Source organism: Marinobacter sp. OP 3.4, assembly GCF_036224885.1.
In the GTDB taxonomy this organism is placed as follows: Bacteria; Pseudomonadota; Gammaproteobacteria; order Pseudomonadales; family Oleiphilaceae; genus Marinobacter.
This window is the reverse complement of record NZ_JAVVLT010000012.1, coordinates 1-17994: the sequence shown is the minus strand read 5'-3', so window position 1 is coordinate 17994 and position 17994 is coordinate 1. Positions and strand designations below refer to the sequence as shown.

General features: G+C 63.2%; 19 protein-coding genes. 7 read left to right on the top strand and 12 right to left on the bottom strand.

All coding sequences use genetic code 11. The features are described from left to right. Nucleotides 1-129 precede the first annotated feature (129 nt). From RO069_RS01820 to RO069_RS01770, 11 genes are all read right to left on the bottom strand, one after another. A complete protein-coding gene (locus tag RO069_RS01820) occupies nt 130-786 on the bottom strand; it encodes a hypothetical protein (protein ID WP_328184926.1) in 657 nt (218 codons plus the stop codon). Beyond that, complete coding sequence (locus RO069_RS01815; RefSeq protein WP_328184925.1) at nt 783-1349, bottom strand: pesticin C-terminus-like muramidase; 567 nt, start codon at nt 1347-1349, stop codon at nt 783-785. The genes RO069_RS01820 and RO069_RS01815 overlap by 4 nt, the downstream gene beginning before the upstream one ends. Nucleotides 1350-1499: 150 nt before the next feature. Continuing rightward, nucleotides 1500-2090 carry a nucleoid occlusion factor SlmA gene (slmA, locus tag RO069_RS01810; protein WP_328184924.1) on the bottom strand — a complete coding sequence of 197 codons (591 nt, stop codon included), beginning with the start codon at nt 2088-2090 and terminating at the stop codon, nt 1500-1502. 288 nt (nt 2091-2378) lie between these two features. Then, entirely contained in the window at nt 2379-3188 is an 810-nt protein-coding gene (locus RO069_RS01805; protein ID WP_328184923.1) for a thiazole synthase, read from the bottom strand. 53 nt (nt 3189-3241) lie between these two features. After that, nucleotides 3242-3442: a sulfur carrier protein ThiS gene (gene thiS / locus RO069_RS01800; RefSeq protein ID WP_328184921.1), complete on the bottom strand. Its 201-nt coding sequence runs from the start codon at nt 3440-3442 to the stop codon at nt 3242-3244. A gap of 13 nt (nt 3443-3455) precedes the next feature. Then, nucleotides 3456-3782 carry a DUF423 domain-containing protein gene (locus tag RO069_RS01795; protein WP_328184928.1) on the bottom strand — a complete coding sequence of 109 codons (327 nt, stop codon included), beginning with the start codon at nt 3780-3782 and terminating at the stop codon, nt 3456-3458. Between the two features lie 67 nt (nt 3783-3849). Continuing rightward, nucleotides 3850-4650, bottom strand: coding sequence for a symmetrical bis(5'-nucleosyl)-tetraphosphatase (locus tag RO069_RS01790; protein WP_328184920.1), 801 nt, complete (start codon nt 4648-4650; stop codon nt 3850-3852). Continuing rightward, on the bottom strand, nt 4643-5473 hold the full coding sequence (gene rsmA, locus RO069_RS01785) for a 16S rRNA (adenine(1518)-N(6)/adenine(1519)-N(6))-dimethyltransferase RsmA (RefSeq protein ID WP_328184919.1): 831 nt from the start codon (nt 5471-5473) through the stop codon (nt 4643-4645). The genes RO069_RS01790 and rsmA overlap by 8 nt, the downstream gene beginning before the upstream one ends. Then, nucleotides 5470-6486: a 4-hydroxythreonine-4-phosphate dehydrogenase PdxA gene (gene pdxA / locus RO069_RS01780; protein ID WP_328184918.1), complete on the bottom strand. Its 1017-nt coding sequence runs from the start codon at nt 6484-6486 to the stop codon at nt 5470-5472. The genes rsmA and pdxA overlap by 4 nt, the downstream gene beginning before the upstream one ends. Further along, on the bottom strand, nt 6483-7784 hold the full coding sequence (locus RO069_RS01775; protein ID WP_328184917.1) for a peptidylprolyl isomerase: 1302 nt from the start codon (nt 7782-7784) through the stop codon (nt 6483-6485). The genes pdxA and RO069_RS01775 overlap by 4 nt, the downstream gene beginning before the upstream one ends. 30 nt (nt 7785-7814) lie before the next feature. Then, nucleotides 7815-10208: an LPS-assembly protein LptD gene (locus tag RO069_RS01770; protein ID WP_442915319.1), complete on the bottom strand. Its 2394-nt coding sequence runs from the start codon at nt 10206-10208 to the stop codon at nt 7815-7817. A gap of 372 nt (nt 10209-10580) precedes the next feature. Here RO069_RS01770 and RO069_RS01765 point away from each other — a divergent pair, with 372 nt between their 5' ends. From RO069_RS01765 to RO069_RS01755, 3 genes are read left to right on the top strand one after another with little or no spacing between them, the layout of a single operon-like run. Then, nucleotides 10581-11633, top strand: coding sequence for an aminoglycoside phosphotransferase family protein (locus RO069_RS01765; protein WP_328184915.1), 1053 nt, complete (start codon nt 10581-10583; stop codon nt 11631-11633). Then, the gene (murU, locus tag RO069_RS01760; RefSeq protein WP_328184914.1) at nt 11630-12325 is read left to right on the top strand and encodes an N-acetylmuramate alpha-1-phosphate uridylyltransferase MurU; all 696 of its coding nucleotides are present in this window, start codon (nt 11630-11632) and stop codon (nt 12323-12325) included. The genes RO069_RS01765 and murU overlap by 4 nt, the downstream gene beginning before the upstream one ends. A gap of 3 nt (nt 12326-12328) precedes the next feature. Continuing rightward, nucleotides 12329-13078, top strand: a complete 750-nt coding sequence (locus RO069_RS01755; RefSeq protein WP_328184913.1) for a DnaJ domain-containing protein — start codon at nt 12329-12331, stop codon at nt 13076-13078. 8 nt (nt 13079-13086) lie between these two features. Here RO069_RS01755 and RO069_RS01750 read toward each other — a convergent pair whose 3' ends face one another. Then, nucleotides 13087-14040 carry a DUF3530 family protein gene (locus RO069_RS01750; protein WP_328184911.1) on the bottom strand — a complete coding sequence of 318 codons (954 nt, stop codon included), beginning with the start codon at nt 14038-14040 and terminating at the stop codon, nt 13087-13089. A 129-nt stretch (nt 14041-14169) separates the two neighbouring features. On the opposite strand from RO069_RS01750, the gene rpe reads away from it, so the two are divergent. The 4 genes from rpe to RO069_RS01730 all read left to right on the top strand — a co-directional run bounded on the left by rpe (nt 14170) and on the right by RO069_RS01730 (nt 17865). Then, nucleotides 14170-14844: a ribulose-phosphate 3-epimerase gene (gene rpe, locus RO069_RS01745; RefSeq protein WP_328184909.1), complete on the top strand. Its 675-nt coding sequence runs from the start codon at nt 14170-14172 to the stop codon at nt 14842-14844. Nucleotides 14845-14863: 19 nt separating this feature from the next. After that, the gene (locus RO069_RS01740) at nt 14864-15553 is read left to right on the top strand and encodes a phosphoglycolate phosphatase (RefSeq protein ID WP_442915320.1); all 690 of its coding nucleotides are present in this window, start codon (nt 14864-14866) and stop codon (nt 15551-15553) included. A gap of 229 nt (nt 15554-15782) precedes the next feature. Then, the gene (gene trpE, locus RO069_RS01735; RefSeq protein ID WP_328184905.1) at nt 15783-17270 is read left to right on the top strand and encodes an anthranilate synthase component I; all 1488 of its coding nucleotides are present in this window, start codon (nt 15783-15785) and stop codon (nt 17268-17270) included. Between the two features lie 16 nt (nt 17271-17286). Further along, on the top strand, nt 17287-17865 hold the full coding sequence (locus RO069_RS01730) for an aminodeoxychorismate/anthranilate synthase component II (RefSeq protein ID WP_328184904.1): 579 nt from the start codon (nt 17287-17289) through the stop codon (nt 17863-17865). Nucleotides 17866-17994: the final 129 nt, after the last annotated feature.

Below are 17994 nucleotides of genomic sequence, written 5' to 3'. Positions count from 1 at the left end.
GGGGCATGGTTGTCCTCTGAAATCATCAGGCGACAACTACGCTGACACATAGGGAGGGTCTGCTCTGACAGATCTTGTGATAACTAGCTAGTCAGCGAACGCGATCGATCCGACACAAAGCGAAAGAGCTCACGGACCGATAGGACTCGCTTCAAGCAACCCATTGCCGGCGACATTATGGATCACAAGAGAGTCATAGCCACGGTAATTTCCCTCTCTGGCCTCGTCGGTCAGCCAGATGAGCCAGTCCTCATGGCCATCGTTGTCTACGTCTGCTCTGGCCACCACCTCAAGCTGGATGTACCAGTCATCAGATTCCAACGTGACAGTGTTGTCGTCCACCTGGACAGGTAACTCGCCCGATATCTCAGCAAGAGTATGATAATGACTGGACGCTGGTCCCAGCGATGATCGGAAGCTGCGCAGATCGAGCCTATTGCGTAACACCTCTCCTGCGGGTACATCAGGACGGTACGGCTGCTGCACCGGCGCAGCAGACTTTAAGGCTTGCAAGGTATCGCAGACTCTGTAGTCCGCTAAATGACTGCGATTCTCAACGCCTTCCAAAACATCGGCTTTTCTTCGGAGCTCCAGATACTCCCGGCAGCTGTGCGCAGTTGCCCCATCGCTGAACTGGAGCGATGGGCGAGACTCCGTCATGACTTCGTCATAGTTGTTCAGCTCTCGGGTAAACGCTCCAAAGTCATCTCCGCCAGTATCTGTTCCGCTTGCTGAACAAGCTGATACCAATAACAATGTTGTTAAACCAAAGACACTTGTCCTCATGGCAAAATCCTTTCCAGTAGATCTGCTTCCTTATTCCGCCTGGTCGGATAGGCATCCTTGAAGTCCCGGAGTTCTTCTACAGTGCGCTTCCAATCCTGAGAGGTCACCGCATCCCAAAAACCCGGTGTTTTAATACTCAGCCCGGTTCCATATTGGAAAGCCACCGAAGCGATTACCGTTTGAGCCTCTTCGGGAAGAGTAGAGAATGCAACTTTATTCGTGTTGTTTGGCGCTCCAGCGTACAAGCTCTGCAATTGACGGACTTGACCAGCCTTTACGGCTTTGTCGATAACCTCCGCCTCCATCGGAGTAATGGTCAGCGGATTATTCGTCAGAAATCTGCTTGCTTGAACACTTTTTATCGAAAGGTAAGGTTTGAGTTTCGTGATCAAAGGCTGGGACAGTCCAAGGCGTTGAAGGTCAGCTTCATTCCTTTGGCCAAGATCAAATCCCGTCGCGACCGTAACACCACTGTTACTACCACCAGGGTTTGGAACATAGGCCTTTAATACACGCCCACCTTCAAGATCACTAATGAAAGAATAATCAATATTTAACGACATTCTACAAACCTCTCCTTGGCCAATAAATCCTATTGATGTGGCAGGCGAACCAGCCCTGCAGTTCCATGCTACGGCTGTTCACCTAGGAGGATAGAGTAAGCCAGCCACACCTAGAAAAGAAACCGTAGTGGCGATAACTTGAGCCAGTCCTCACTCTGACCAAACCACCTCTGCAACCTTCCCCCACACTTCCTCAAACTCCGCCGAAGGTAACCGGCTGAAGCCGGAGCGGATGTAGCGCTGGATTTTCCCCTCCACCACCGTCATCACCCAGTCCGCCGCGCGGTTGGCGGTGGGTTGGGGGCGCAGGCCCTGGCGGATGTCACCTTCCTTGAGGATCTGGCGGACCTGGGTTTCCAGCCGATCAAAGAACTGACTGGCGCGTTTGCGCAGGGCTTCGTTCTCGCCGCTGAGGGCTTCGCCGGTGAGCACGCGGCACAGGCCCGGGTTGCGCTCGGCGAACACCAGAACCAGTTGGGTGAGCTGTTGCAGGCGTACCTGTGCATCTTCCTGCTCCTGCAGGATGCGCTGGCAGCGTGTAAACACGGTGTCCTCGGCAAACTCGATCAGCGCCTCGAACATCTTGCGCTTGCTGGGGAAGTGACGGTACAGGGCGGCCTCGGTGACGCCCACGGCCCTAGCCAAGCCGGCAGTGGTGATGCGGGCTCCGGGGTCCGTTTCCAGGATCTCCACCAGGGCCTGGAGGATGGCGTCGCGACGGCTGGGTTTCTGGTTGGTCATGACAGGACTACAGCGCTCTGATTTGATTATTGATTGGTAATGTTCGGGTGATGGGGAGATTCTACAGGGATCGGTGGGAATTTTGTTTGAAGGTGGGCAGGAAAACAGAGGATGTTCCGGTGTTAAGCCCCTCGCCCTTGACGGGAGAGGGGTTGGGGAGAGGGTGGAGCGGACGACTCCCAAGCTATACTTCTGGCGCCCCGCGGGCGCTCCCCCTCTCCCTGGCCCTCTCCCTCGTTGGGGAGAGGGGATATACGACGCTAACTGGGTAGCAGGGGCGAATCGTCCTCAAAAAAACGTGCCATCAATGGGCGAGGACGCGCTGGCGTAGGCCTTCTTGGGCATGCGGCCGGAGAGGTAGGCCTCGCGGCCGGATTCGATGGCCAGTTTCATGGCGTGGGCCATGCGGATGGGGTCCCGCGCGGCGGCGATGGCGGTGTTCATGAGTACGCCGTCACAGCCCAGTTCCATGGCGATGGTTGCGTCGGAGGCGGTGCCGACACCGGCGTCCACCAGTACTGGCACGTTGGCGTTCTCGACGATCAGGCGGATGTTGTAGCGGTTCTGGATGCCCAGCCCGGAGCCGATGGGGGCGCCCAGGGGCATGATGGCGATGCAGCCCATCTCTTCCAGGCGCTTGGCCAATAGCGGGTCGTCGGAACAGTAGACCATCACCTGGAAGCCGTCGTTAATCAGTTCCTCGGCGGCCACCAGGGTTTCGGTCATGTTCGGGTAGAGGGTTTTCTCCTCCCCCAGCACTTCCAGTTTCACCAGGTTGTGGCCATCCAGCAGTTCCCGGGCCAGCTTACAGGTGCGTACCGCATCCTTCGCGGTGAAGCAGCCGGCGGTGTTCGGCAGGATGGTGTACTTCTCCGGCGATATCACGTCCAGCAGGTTGGGCTCGTCCGGGTTCTGGCCCAGGTTGGTGCGGCGTACCGCCACGGTCACGATCTCGGCGCCGCTGGTCTCGATGGCATGGCCGGTTTCGGTGAGGTCCCGGTATTTGCCGGTCCCCACCAGCAGGCGGGACTGGTAGACCCGGCCCGCGATCTCGAGTGGCTTGTCTTCCGGCAGCGGTGTCTGGCTCTGGTCAGTCATTGGATTCCTTGGGGGTATTGGTCAGTAAACAGGCGCGGGAACGGGGTGGCGGATCAGCCGCCGCCAATGGCGTGGACCACCTCGACACGGTCGCCGTCGCTCAGGCGAAAGTCGCCGTGCCGGCTGCGGGGCACGATATCCTCGTTCACTTCCACCGCCAGCCGCTTGCCGGCAAGGCCGAGGTCGTCAATCAGCCATTGCAGGGTGGCCTCGTCGGGCAGTTCCCGGGCATCACCATTGAGTACTACGTTCATAGGGACCTCATCTTCACTCGGGCCGGCGCAAGGCCGCTGCCACCAGCACGGCCCACCCCACCATGAAGCAGACGCCGCCGATCGGCGTGACCGGCCCCACCCAGCGGATATCGGTCAGCACCAGAAGGTACAGACTGCCGCTGAACAGCAGGATACCGGCCAGGAAAAAGCCACCGGCGACACCCAGTAACCGGCGCGACAGGCCGGTGGCGGACAGCAGCGCTACCAGTACCAGCGCTATCGCATGGTACATCTGATAGGTGACGGCGGTCTGGAAAACTTCAAGGCCCCGTTCGCCCACCATGCCGCGCAGGCCATGGGCACCAAAGGCCCCGGCCATAACTGCCAGCAGGGCAATCAGGGCGCCCACCGCCAGCCAGTAGCGACTCAGGGATGGCTGGGTGTGTTCAGCATTCACAGTGGATCTTCTCGTCGGTGTCCAGGTTCATCAGGGTAAGGCGGCCACCCCAGACACAACCGGTATCCAGGGCGATATACCGGTCACTGCCGGTTTCCCCTTCCAGGGCGGCCCAGTGGCCGAACAGCACCCGCACATCATCCGCCCTCGGGAAGCTGAACCAGGGGGCAAAGCCCTCCGGCGATTGGCCGGCGGATTCCTTGGTGGCCAGTTCCAGGGTGCCGTCTTCGGCGATAAAGCGCATGCGGGTGAAATAGTTGGTGATCATGCGCCAGCGATCCATACCCTGGAGGTCGTCCCGCCAGCATTCCGGGTAGTTGCCGTACATCTGGCGGAAGTAGGTTTCCACATCGGGACCGCGAAGCACCGCTTCCAGTTCCCCGGCCAGGGCTGCGGCCTTTTCCGCGCTCCAGATATGGGGCAGGCCGGCATGGGACATCACCAGGTTGCGCCCGGGGTCATGGATGCAGATGTTCTGCTGCAACAGCCATTGCAGCAGCTCATCGTGATCCGGCGCGTCCAGGATATCCTGCAAGGTGTCCTTCCGCTTGATGCTGTGGCCGCCGAGTGCCACCGCCAGCAGGTGCAGGTCGTGGTTGCCCAGTACCACCACGGCGGAGCTGCCCAGGCTCTTCACATAACGCAGGCTTGCCAGGGAGGACGGCCCCCGGTTGATGATGTCGCCGGCCACCCAGAGGCGGTCCCGGGACGGGGAAAAATCCACCTTGTCCAGCACATCCAGCAACCGGTCGTAACAACCCTGGATGTCTCCAATGGCGTAGTCAGTCATGGTCAGCCTCGTTTGTGGTATCCGCCTGTGGCCGGTTCCCGGTCAGGTAGTCGGCAATGGCCACGTACTCCGGCAGCCCCAGGTTCTCCGGACGCAGGCAGTCGTTGATGCCCAGATTCTGCAGCTCCTCCGCGCTCACCAGGTTACCCAGGGACTTGCGCAGGGTCTTGCGGCGGGCGCTGAAGGCGGTACGCACCACCTGTTGCAACATGGCCAGGTCTCGCGCCGGGTGCGGCAATGTCTCATGGGGCACCAGGCGGACAATGGCGGAATCCACCTTGGGCGCCGGCTTGAAGGCCCCGGGGCCCACCTCAAACAATGGCTGAACCTTGCAGAAATACTGGGCCATGATACCCAGCCGGCCGTAGTTGTTGTCCCCCGGACCCGCCGCCAGTCGCTGCACCACTTCCTTCTGCAGCATGAAGTGCATGTCCTTCACCACCCCGGCCTGTTCCAGCAGGTGGAAAATCAGGGGCGTGGAGATATTGTAGGGCAGGTTGCCCACGATGCGCAGGGGGCCGTTGCCCGCCAGCTCGCTGAAATCGAACTTCAGGGCATCCGCCTCGCGGATACGGAACTCCGGGTAGTTGAAGAACTTGGTGCGCAGTATCGGGATCAGGTCCCGGTCCAGCTCCACCACCTGCAACCGCGGATTCACCGCCAGCAGTTCCTCGGTGAGGGCGCCGAGCCCCGGGCCGATCTCCACCAGGTTGTCGTCAGCCTGAGGGTGAATGGAGCGCACGATCCGCTCAATCACTCCCGGATCGTGGAGGAAGTTCTGCCCGAACCGCTTGCGGGCCTGATGACCGGCACTTTTACTCAAGAGGGTGTCCCTGTCTGTTGCGCGTGTTCACGACGGTACCGGGCCATCTGCTCACCCACGCGGATGGCCGTGTGCAAGCTGCCCGCGTCCGCCCTGCCGGTGCCGGCCAGGTCCAGGGCGGTGCCATGGTCCACGGAGGTGCGCACGATGGGCAGACCCAGGGTGATGTTCACCGCCCGGCCAAAGCCCTGAAACTTGAGCACCGGCAACCCCTGGTCGTGGTACATGGCCAGGGCGGCGTCGGCGTCGTCCAGCCAGTGGGGCGTGAACAGGGTGTCTGCCGGCAGCGGGCCGGTCAGGGTGATGCCTTCCTGCCGGAGCTGGTCCAGGGTGGGTTCGATGACCTCGATCTCCTCCCGCCCCAGGTGGCCGCCTTCGCCGGCGTGGGGGTTCAGCCCCGCCACCAGGATACGGGGATGGCGGATGCCGAAATAGGTCTTCAGGTCCTGGTTGAGGATGCGTGTGACCTGACGGATGCGCTCCGGCGTAATAGCGGCGGGTACGTCCTTCAGGGGCAGGTGCGTGGTGACCAGGGCCACCCGCAGTTCCTCGGTAGCCAGCATCATCACCACTCGCTCGACACCACAGAGTTCCTGCAGGAACTCGGTATGACCGCTGAAGGCGATGCCGGCCTCGTTGATCACCCCCTTATGCACCGGGGCGGTGACCATGCCGTCAAAGGTGCCGTCCAGGCAGCCCCGGGCGGCGATGTTGAGGGTATCCAGTACATACTGGCTGTTGCCGGTGTGGGTCATACCGGCCGTGGTGTCGGCAATGCCCGGCACATCCAGCACCGACAGTTCGCCGGCGACAGTGGCCACGGCCTCCCCCGGCTGCCAGGGCTGGAGCTTCACATGCAGCCCCATCAGGGCCTGGCGGGCCTCCATCAGCTCCCGGCTGGCAACGACCACCACGTGCTGGGCACGCTCTTCCGTGGCCAGTTGCAGGCACAGTTCAGGGCCGATACCCGCGGGTTCCCCCGCGGTCAGTGCCAGGGTGACCGGTTCGGTCATGAGTTCTTGATCTCCACGTAGGCCTCGTCGCGGATTTCCTGGAGCCAGTTCTGCAGTTCCGTCTCGTACTTGCGGCGGTACAGCGCCTGGCGGGCCTCGGAGGCGCGCACCTGCTCGCTGATGTCCTGGTTGCGCCGTTCCTGAACCTCCAGGATATGCCAGCCGAAGCGGGAACGGAACGGCCGGGTGAACTCGCCCACCGGCGCGTTCATCATGGTCTCTTCGAAGGCGGGCACCATCTGGCCCGGGCTCACCCAGCCCAGGTCACCGCCGGCGGAACCGGACCCTGGATCATCGGAAAACTCCCGGGCCAGTTCGCCGAAGTCGGCACCATTGACCAGTTGCTGGTAGATATCGTTGATCCGCTGCTCGGCCTTGGCGTCGGACACCACCTCTGTGGGGCGGACCAGGATATGACGCACCCGCGCCTGCTCCACCATGTTACGGGTTTCGCCGCCGCGACGATCGAGAACCTGGACGATATGGAACCCGCTACCGCTCTGGAGCACTTCGGAGGGCTGGTTCAGGGGCAGCTCCGGCACGATGTCGGTCACCAGGGATGGCAGATCCGCCCGGCTGCGCCAGCCCATAACACCTCCTTCCAGGGCACTGCTGGCATCCGATTCCGCCACCGCAGCCGACTGGAAGTCACGACCGCCGGCGATCTCCTGCTGCAGGCGTTGCGCCTTCTGCCGGGCCTGGGCAACCGCTTCCTGGTCGGAGAAGTTATCCACCGACACCAGGATATGGGCCAGCTGGTATTCGGTGGTGGTCTCGGTCTGGTCGCTGGTCTGCTCCAGGTAGTTCTCCACTTCCCGGTCGGTCACTCGTACCCGGCTGTCCACCTGGCGCTGCTGCACACGGCTGACCAGCATCTCCCGGCGGATCTGTTCCCGGGCTTCCTGGTAGGTCACCCCTTCCACCGCCAGTTGCTCCTCGAACTGCTGGAGGGTCATGTTGTTGCCACGGGCGATGCGGTCGATGGTCTCGTTGAGTTCGTTGTCACTGACCCGCATGCCCATCTGATCCGCCATCTGGAGCTGGATGTTCTCGGTGATCAGCTGATCCAGCACCCGCTCCTCCAGCACCTGCCGGGGTGGCAGGCCGGTACCCTGGCCCTGCAACCGCGAACGGATGGTGTTGACCCTGGCGTCCAGCTCCGACTGCAGGATGACGCCGTCGTCCACAATGGCCACCACCTGGTCCAGCGGCTGTCGGTCCGCCTGGGCAACGGAGGCCACGGCCATCATCAGGGCCACCAGCAATGTCTTGATACCCGTCAGGCTGCTTGCCTGCATACTTACCTCGTTCATGGTTCAGTCGATGTTTCAGGGGCGCGCGCCGAAGCGCCTGCGCTCACGTTCCTCGTAACCGTAGAAAGCGTCGGAGAGCGTATTCTCCATGCCACCGGAGCCACCCAGCCCCTTGAGCCGGATCTGGAACACCACCCGGTGGTCGACCTCCCGATCGTCAATCGCGTCGTACTCGGTCACACGTTGTTGCACCAGCTGGAAGCTCCAGCAGCAGTTGTTATACTCCAGCCCCGCCAGTGTACCGACCGTTTCGTCCAGCTGTGAATCGAACACCCAGCGACCAATCAGGCTGAGGTTGTCGGTAATGGGCACGATACCACCCACGTCCATCTGCTCGAACCGGTTATTGGGGGTGGTACCACGGCTGTAGGTGTGGCCCATGCTGACCAGGTAACGGTAGTCCGGCGAATGGTAGGCCAGCACGCTGCGGCCCTCCTCGGTCTGTTTCTCCCGCGGATCCCAGAGACCGGACACCCGGATATCCAGCGTATCCAAAGGCCGGAGCACCATCTCACCGGCGTAGGGGGAATCACTTTCGGTACCGCCACCACGGCCATTGAGGGTGACCTCGCGATCTTCGTGGTAGAACACCTGCCCCAGGCTGAAGCGGGCGGTTTCCACCCCGGTGGCCATGTCATTGAAACGGCTGGTCAGTGCCACCGTGGTCTGGTTGGCGTCGCCAACCCGGTCGCCACCAACGAAACGGTTGGGCTGGAACAGGTTGTCAAAGCGGAAGGAACGCAGGCCCGCATCAAAGTTGGGGATGTTGTCCTGGTCATCGTCCGCATCGGCGTAGACATAGTACACCCTGGGCTCCAGGGATTGATTGTACTCGTCGCCGAACAGGGTGGTCTTGCGATCCAGGTAGATGCCGCTGTCCAGTTCCGCCACCGGCACCGACCGGTCAAAGGAGGAATCTCCCAGGTCATAGTCCTCCAGGTCGTACCAGGTCTGGTCCAGGCTGACGGACGGTCGGGTGTAGCCCCAGATGGTCCGCAGGGGCAGGGCCAGTTCCGGCATGGCCCGGGCCCGCTGCCCCACCGCCCGGTCGAGGCCGGTCAGCCCCTCGTTGTCCCGGTCAAAATAGGTGTACTGGCTCTCCAGCCCCACCTCGAACATTCCCAGGGGTACGTTGGCGCCGTAGATCACCTCGGGTAGCTGCTCGTAGGGCTTGTTGCGGTCGGCCACGGTATCGGTGATGGTCTGGTAGCCGGCCACATAGGCCTCGAACAGTTGCCACTGGTCCTGGTAGCGCACGCCACCCCGGCGTAGCAGGTGGGTGGCACTGCCGATGTCCAGGGTCTCGTTCAGGTCGCTGAGGTAGTCGTTGTCCGACACCGCCGAGTAGTCGGCGTAGCCCTGCCAGCCACCGCCGAAGTTCGCCCGGCTCTCGAAATCCAGCCCCCAGCGCTTGCCGGCCTCGCCAGGAAACTCATCCCGGTAGTAGCGGTCATCGTCGATGTAACCCACCTGCAGCACGGACTCTCCGAAGCGACTCAGGTAGCGGCCCTCCACCTCGGTCAGCAGACCACGACCGTGGATGTACTGGGGCGTGAGGGTGGCATCGTAATGGGGTGCCAGGTTCAGGTAGTAGGGCGTGGACAGGTACAGGCCGCTACCGGTGTTGGACGTGCCCGCGGTGGGATACAGGAAGCCGGTCTTGCGACGGTCATCAATGGGAAAACTGGCCCAGGGCCAGTAGAACACCGGCACATCTTTCACCTGCAGGCGGACGTGCCTGGCGGTACCGAATCCTTCCGCCTGACTGAGGCGAATGTCCGACGCCACCAGCGACCAGTCGTTGCGGTCCGGAGCGCAGGTGGTCAGGTAGCCCTGGTCAATGGTGATGATCTGTTCCTCCGGCCGGGTGATCCTCGAGGCCTGCCCACGCATCTCCGACTGGTGGAACAGAAAGGTGGCATCATCAATGCTGAAGAAGCCGGAATTGACGTCATAACGGGCACTGTCACCGGTCAGCAGCATGCCGGGACTACGACTGGTCATGGGCCCGGTGACCGACACCTCGCCGCTGGCCTGGTCGTAGACCGCCCGGTCGCCGGTCATGGCCATACCTGCCTGGGATAGTCGTACGTCCCCTTCCAGGTGCAGCCGGGTGTCCATTTCGTAGCGGGCCGACAGGGCACTGGCGTTCACCGGTGCGCCCTCGCCTACCGGGGTTTCGCTGGCTGACGATTCCGGCGCCACGTAGCCGCCACGGCAGAACAGCGGCAACCGGGCCTGCTGCTCCGGCGGCAGTTCCGACCGGGGACGCCAGTCCATGCTGGCCGCCGTGGGCGGGTTCGCTGCGGCGGGCATGGCCGTGGACAGTAGGCAGACGCCGGCCAGCAGGGCGGCAACCCGGGAGCGTTGTGCCTCGACGACAGACTGTTGGTGGCCTGATGACCTCACGTAGTACTCAAGTGGCACCGGTTCCGGATCCTGTTGGTGGTCGGCGTAGCGGGCAGCATGCCCAGAGTCTCCCGCCTGGGTGATTCGTTACGGTTCTGAGTCCCCAAGAGCCCTGCGCGCAAGGCCGGTTGGTGAAGATTTGGTGGTCCCAAACGCGAGCTAGTTTACACGGCAGAGGCGGGCTTGTTAACGCGCTTCTCCGATGCTTCCATGGCCAGAGGCCTTAGCGTCACGCAGTAGGCTAACGAATTACCCAGACGGGACACTAGCCATTCAGCAGCGGTATACTCTGCCTCCAGTAAATCCTGGAGACCCGGCCCGGCTCCGTTGAACCTGAACACATTTGATCCTGAACACAAAGGCATCGACAACATGGACAAGCGCCTGGAAAAGCTCACTTACTGGGTTCACCAGCACCCCGGCTTCGACCGCGCCCACCTGACGCCAGTCAGCGGCGACGCCAGCTTCCGACGTTATTTCCGGGCCACCGGCAAGGATCGGCTGGGGAAGTCCATCACCGCCATTGCCATGGATGCACCACCGGAGAAGGAAAACTGCCACCCCTTCGTGGCCCTGGCCCGCCACTGGCGCCAGCATGATATCGCGGTACCGGACATCTTGGCGGACGACCTGGAACAGGGCTTCCTGCTGCTGGAAGACTTTGGTGACCAGCTGATGCTCGGGCGCCTGAACGGGGTCACCGCCGACGATCTGTACGACGAGGCCATGGCCGAACTGATCCGTATCCAGCAGGCGCCGGACACTGACGACTACCCGCTGCCTCCCTATGACGAAGCCCTGCTGAACCGGGAGATGGACCTGTTCCCCGACTGGCTGCTGGAAGGCCTGCTGCAGATGGAGCTGGGCGACCGCGAGCGCTGCATGCTGGACACCACTTTTGCCTTCCTGCGGGAGAGCGCCCTGGCGCAGCCCCGGGTGACCGTGCACCGGGATTACCATTCCCGCAATCTGCTGGTGCGCCCGGACACCCCCGTGCCCGGGGTGATCGACTTCCAGGATGCGGTAAATGGCCCGATCACCTATGACATCGTGTCACTGCTCAAGGACTGCTATATCGACTGGCCCGCCGCCCGCCGCAACACCTGGCTGGAGGATTTCCGGGTCCTGGGCCGCGAGGCAGGCCTGCACCAGGCCGAAAGCGACACCTTCCACCAGTGGTTTGAGCTGATGGGCATGCAGCGACACCTGAAGGCGTCGGGCATCTTTGCCCGGCTCTACCTGCGGGACGGCAAGAGTGGCTACCTGGCGGACATCCCCCGCACCGTCAACTACCTGGTGGAGGCCAGCCAGCCACTGCCCGCCCTGCGTCATTTCAACCAGTGGCTGCGGGAGCAGGTGGTGCCCGCCCTCCACCACAAGCTGGGCACACCCCCGGACGACACCACCGGGGGTCCGCACCCGTGAAGGCCATGATCCTCGCCGCCGGCAAGGGCGAGCGCATGCGCCCGCTCACCCTGACCACCCCCAAGCCCCTGCTGGAGGCCGGCGGCGCGCCGCTGATTGTCCACCATATCCGCAAGCTGCGGGCGGCGGGGTTCAGCGAGCTGGTGATCAACCACGCCTGGCTGGGAGAACAGATCGAACAGGCGCTGGGAAACGGCGAGGCCTACGACGTCACCATCGACTACTCCCGGGAAGGGAAGCCACTGGAAACCGCCGGCGGCATTATCCAGGCACTGCCCCTGTTGGCCGAGAAAAACCTGGGCGGGAATTCAGGCTGGTTCGCAGTCATCAACGGCGACATCTGGCATGATTTCGATCTGGCGACACTCGAACCACCAGCGTCCGGCAAGGCCCGGCTGGTACTCACGGACAACCCGGCGCACCACCCACATGGTGACTTTGCCCTCAACGCGGATGGCCGGGTCACCAGCGACGGCGAACCGCGCCTGACCTATACCGGCATCAGCCTGCTGCACCGGTCGCTGTTTGACGGCCTGACGCCCGGCGCCCGCAAGCTGGCGCCGATCCTGCGCGAGGCCATCGCCCGGGGCGAAGTGACCGGCCTGCACCACCGTGGCCAGTGGATGGATATCGGCACCCCGGAGCGCCTGGCGGCCCTAAACCAACGTCTGACTCAACCCCAGCAACCCTGACCCATGAGCGAAAGCGATCAGCAAAGCCTGCCAGCCCACACCCGGGCCCTCCTGGAGGAACTGCTGTCCGACTTTATTGCCGGCAACCACCAGCCCACCCGCATGGTGGCCCGTCATACACTGGGACGCGGCGCCCGGCAGGCCCTGTTCTACTGCCTGGGATACATCGCCAAGGCCGATGGCCGGGTCACCGAACATGACATCCGCTACGCAGAGAACCTGATGGACAGCCTGAAACTGTCGTCCAGGGCCCGCCGCAAGGCCATCCGGCGCTTTCATCAGGGCCGCGACAGCACGGATCTTCCCCCCTTCCGGATGGCCTGGTTCCGGCTGCTTGCCCCCTGGCGCCAACGCACCAACCTGCTGATTGGCTTGTGCCTGTGCCACGGTGCCCAGTTGCATGGCATGCCGGCACGGCCAAGGCGCTATCGCTGTGAGGATGCCTTCTGTCGCCTCGGGCTGCCCCTGGCCGCCATCGACCGGATCCACCGGGTCTATCGTGAGGAGGTATGGATGGCCGAACCGCCACCCAAACCGGAAAGCCTGCGGGATGCCTACCGCATCCTGGGCGTGGATGCATCCATCAGTTTCACCGACATGAAGCGTGCCTACCGCCGCGAGGTGGCCCGCTATCACCCGGACAAGCTGGGCGAAGACCTGAGCCCGGCGGACCAGGCCCGGGCCCGGGACCAGTTGCTGCGGCTGCAGCAGGCCTGGGAAGTGATCAAGCGCCGTGAGCGGGTGACCCGCTAACAGAACAGCTACCGCCGTCCCAGCCACCCCAGCAGCCGGTTGGCGATCACCCCGGCATCGTGGCCGGCGGGCCGGGCCGACACCGGCACCGCCTGGGCGCGATAGGCCTTCACCCCCGAACGCCGGAAGGCCGCCCGGCGCCCGTCAATAGCCCCACCGCGGGACGGGTAGAGATCAAGGATGGGAGTGGTTTCCCCGCTGAGTGCGTCGCCGATCGTGGCCGGGGACTGGCCACCAAAATCCGCCGCCACCCAGGCCGTCTGGCTGACCACGGCGGGGGCATCCGGCAGGAAGGCACGCACTTCATCAGCGCCACGACCCACGCCCACCAGGACCACACGCTGGTACTGCTTCTCGGCGAACCAGCCCACCGCCGCCGCCAGCCGGGCTGCCATGGTTTTACGGTGAGCCTCCAGCAGGTCACGGGCGGCTTCATCGTTGACGTCGATCATCACCGAATCCGCCTCGGCGTCGCCGTCCCCATCATCGGAAGGCGCGTTATCCGCCAGGCGTTCACGGGCCACTTCCAGGGATGGGGATGGCTGCTCCAGCCCCAGGGTCATGGCCGCCCAGCCCGCCTCGCTCAGCCGGGAACGCAGGCCTTCGAGCAGGCTGTCATTGGCGGACTGCCCTTCCCCGGCCAGTATCACCACGCCCCCCGACGGGCGGGCCGTGGCTTCTCGCTCCACCAGGGCCAGCACCCTGGGCTCGTCTTCCGGTTCCAGCCAAACCGCCAGGTGGGGATACTGCTGGGCCAGGGCCCCGGCATCACCGGATGCCCGGATGAAGATCCGCTGCACGGGTTCTGCTGGCGTGCCTTTCCCCTCTTCGGCAGCCGCTGCCCCGTTTGCCTGATCCTGGTTACCGTTGCCGGCCGGATCATCATTCTGGGCCGCCACCGGCGTCGCCGCCACCAGGACCAGAACCACCAGCAGGGCGGAATAATGTTGCTGAATCGCCACGGACAATCCCCGTTCAGACTGTTAGAATGGCGCGATTCCGAAGAGGGCTTCCCGGACCGCGTCAGGAATCTTAACACAGGGAGCCCACCCCCTCCCTGACGCAGAACACAGCCGTATGAAGAGACCATCATGAAACAGCCTGAACTGATCGCCCCCTCGATCCTGTCCGCCGATTTCGCCCGCCTGGGCGAGGAAGTGGACAACGTGCTGGCAGCGGGTGCCGATATCGTCCACTTCGATGTCATGGACAACCACTACGTGCCCAACCTCACCATCGGCCCCATGGTCTGCGAGGCCCTGCGCAAGCATGGCGTGACCGCCCCCATTGATGTGCACCTGATGGTGTCCCCGGTGGACGACCTGATCCGCATGTTCAGCGACGCCGGCGCCAGCTACATCACCTTCCACCCGGAAGCCTCCAACCACATCGACCGCTCGCTGCAACTGATCCGCGACGGCGGCTGCAAGGCCGGGCTGGTGTTCAACCCCGCCACGCCGCTGAGCTACCTGGACTATGTGATGGACAAGGTGGACATGATCCTGCTGATGTCGGTGAACCCCGGCTTCGGCGGCCAGAAGTTCATCCCCGGCACCCTGGACAAGCTGCGGGAGGCCCGCAAGCGCATCGATGACAGCGGCCGGGACATCCGCCTGGAGATCGACGGCGGCGTGAAGACCGACAACATCCGCGAGATCGCCGCCGCCGGCGCCGACACCTTCGTGGCCGGCTCGGCCATCTTCAACACCGACAACTACAAGGCCACCATCGACGCCATGCGCGCCGAGATTGCCAAGGCCGGATAAGCTAGCGAGACGGACGGATATCGTGGACAAACGCACCTTCACCTCCCTCTGGCCCGGCGTGGCCCTGTTCGACCTGGACGGCACCCTGGTGGACAGCGCACCGGACCTGGCCGCCGCCGTGGACCATATGCTGGAAAACCTGGGCCGCCCCCCGGCAGGCCAGGAACGGGTACGCCAGTGGGTGGGCAACGGCGCCCAGGTACTGGTCCGCCGCGCCCTCACCGGTCAGGTGGACTGGGAAGCCGCGGCGCCGCTGGATGACGCCCTGTTCAATGACGCCATTACCCAGTTCTACCTGTCCTACGAGGCACTCAACGGCGACCGGTCCACCGTGTTCGACGGCGTCGAGGCCTGCCTGCAACGCCTGAACGACAACGACTGCCGGATGGCGGTGGTGACCAACAAGCCGGAACGGTTCGTGGCGCCGCTGCTGGAGCGTATGGGCCTGGAACACTGGTTCGAAATGGTTATCGGCGGCGACACCCTGACCGTGAAGAAACCGGATGCCGAGCCCCTACTATTGGCCATGCGCACCCTCGGCGGCAGCCCCGGCACCACGGTGATGATCGGTGACTCCGCCGCCGATGCCGAAGCGGCCCACAACGCCGGCCTGCCGTCGGTGCTGGTACGCTACGGTTACCACTATGGCCCGTCCGTGGACGAACTGGGAGCGGACGTGGTTGTTGATTCGCTGACCGAGCTTTTGTAACCTCTCAGGGATAACGTGAACACAAACCTTTCATTTCGGGAGATTCCTGCCGTGCAGGGACTGAATCTGACTGCATCGCGCGGCGTCCTCACCACCCGCGCAACACGATGGTGGCGATGGCGGACCGGCTGAGACGTGCCCGGCCGTGCGGTAACGCCTGCACGCCATATTGAAAACGCTGCCCGACAGACCCCGGCGGCAACAGCAGATCAGATTTCAGGATGATGTCATGACACCCGAACAGTTTTCCGGGCTGGCCGACGCCGGCTACAACCGCATTCCCGTGTACCGCGAAGTGCTTGCGGACCTTGAGACACCCCTGAGCACCTACCTCAAGCTCGCCAGCGGGCCTTATTCCTACCTGTTTGAGTCCATCCAGGGCGGTGAGAAGTGGGGTCGTCATTCCATCATCGGCCTGCCCAGCCGCGAAGTGCTGAAGGTGTATGGCGAGAAGATCACCATCACCCGCGACGGCCAGGTGATCGAGGAGGCCGAGCGCGACGATCCGCTCACCTTCGTCGAGGAATACCAGGCCCGTTTCAATGCCCCGGACCTGGACGACCTGCCCCGCTTCAACGGCGGCCTGGTGGGCTACTTCGGCTACGACACCGTGCGCTACATCGAGAAGCGCCTGCGCGATACCTGCCCGCCGGACCAGATCGGCACTCCGGACATCCTGCTGATGCTGTCCGATGAAGTCGTGGTGTTCGACAACCTGCGAGGCACGCTGCACCTGATCGTGCACGTGGATCCGGCGATGGAAGGTGCCTACGAACAGGCCATGGCCCGCATCAATGAGCTGGAAGCCCGCCTGCACCGGCAGACCGCCGACGCCCCACGAACGCCGGAACACCTGCGTGGCAAGACCGTGGACGAGAGCGACTTTGTCTCCGGCTTCAGCCAGCCGCTCCATGAGCAGGCGGTGGAACGTATCAAGGGCTATGTACTCGACGGTGACGTGATGCAGACGGTGATCTCCCAGCGCATGTCGATCCCGTTCGAGGCGCCGCCCCTGAACCTGTACCGATCCCTGCGGGTGCTCAACCCGTCGCCCTACATGTACTTCCTGGACCTGGACGACTTCCACATTGTCGGCTCCTCCCCGGAAATCCTGGCCCGGGTGGAGGACGAGGAAGTCACCGTGCGCCCCATCGCCGGCACCCGCAAGCGCGGCGCCACCGAGGCTGAAGACAAGGCCCTGGAGAAGGAACTGCTGGCGGACCCCAAGGAAATCGCCGAGCACCTGATGCTCATCGACCTGGGCCGCAACGACGCCGGCCGCGTCTCGGAAACCGGCACCGTGAAACTGAGCGACAGGATGATCGTGGAGCGCTATTCCCACGTCATGCACATTGTCTCCAACGTCACCGGGCGCCTGAAGGAAGGCACCTCCTGCCTGGACGTGCTGCGGGCCACCCTGCCCGCCGGCACCCTGAGCGGTGCCCCGAAGATCCGGGCCATGGAGATCATCGATGAGCTGGAGCCGGTGAAGCGGGGCGTCTACGGCGGCGCCGTGGGCTACCTGTCGTTCAACGGCAATATGGACACCGCGATTGCTATCCGCACCGCCGTGATCAAGGACAACACCCTGCACATCCAGGCCGGGGGCGGCATTGTCGCCGATTCCATACCGCGCCTTGAGTGGAAAGAAACCATGAACAAGGGCCGGGCGATTTTCCGGGCCGTGGCCATGACCTACAACGATTTCGACCACTGAGGCGGGGGATAAGACAATGCTGTTGATGATCGATAACTACGACTCCTTCACCTACAACGTGGTCCAGTATCTGGCAGAGTTGGGTGCGGATGTGCACGTTTACCGTAACGATGAGATCACGGTGGAGGAGATTGAGGCACTTAAGCCGGAGCGTCTGGTGATCTCACCGGGGCCCTGTACGCCCAATGAGGCGGGCATCTCCATGGCCGCGATCCGCCACTTTGCGGGCAAGCTGCCGATCCTGGGTATCTGCCTGGGCCATCAGGCCATCGGGCAGGTGTATGGTGGTAATGTCATCCGCGCCGGGCAGGTGATGCATGGCAAGGTGTCGCCGGTGTATCACTCCGACACGGGGGTGTTCCGGGGCCTGAACAATCCGTTGCAGGCAACCCGCTACCACAGCCTGGTCATCGAGAAGGAGAGTCTGCCGGACTGCCTGGAGGTGACTGCCTGGACCCGGAATGAGGACGGTTCCGTGGAGGAAATCATGGGGGTCCGCCATAAAACCTTGCCCATCGAGGGGGTGCAGTTTCATCCTGAGTCTATTATGACTGAGGAGGGGCATGAGCTTTTGCGGAACTTTTTACGTTATTAAAGCAAAGAACGTAGAGAATCGGCTGGGTGCCAGTGTTCATGGACCGGCCGGGGAGCGGTATCATTTTTCCGGACACGCCCCGCAAGTACGTCCATGTAGGGCTCGACGGCAGCCTTCCCTGGCTGCCGA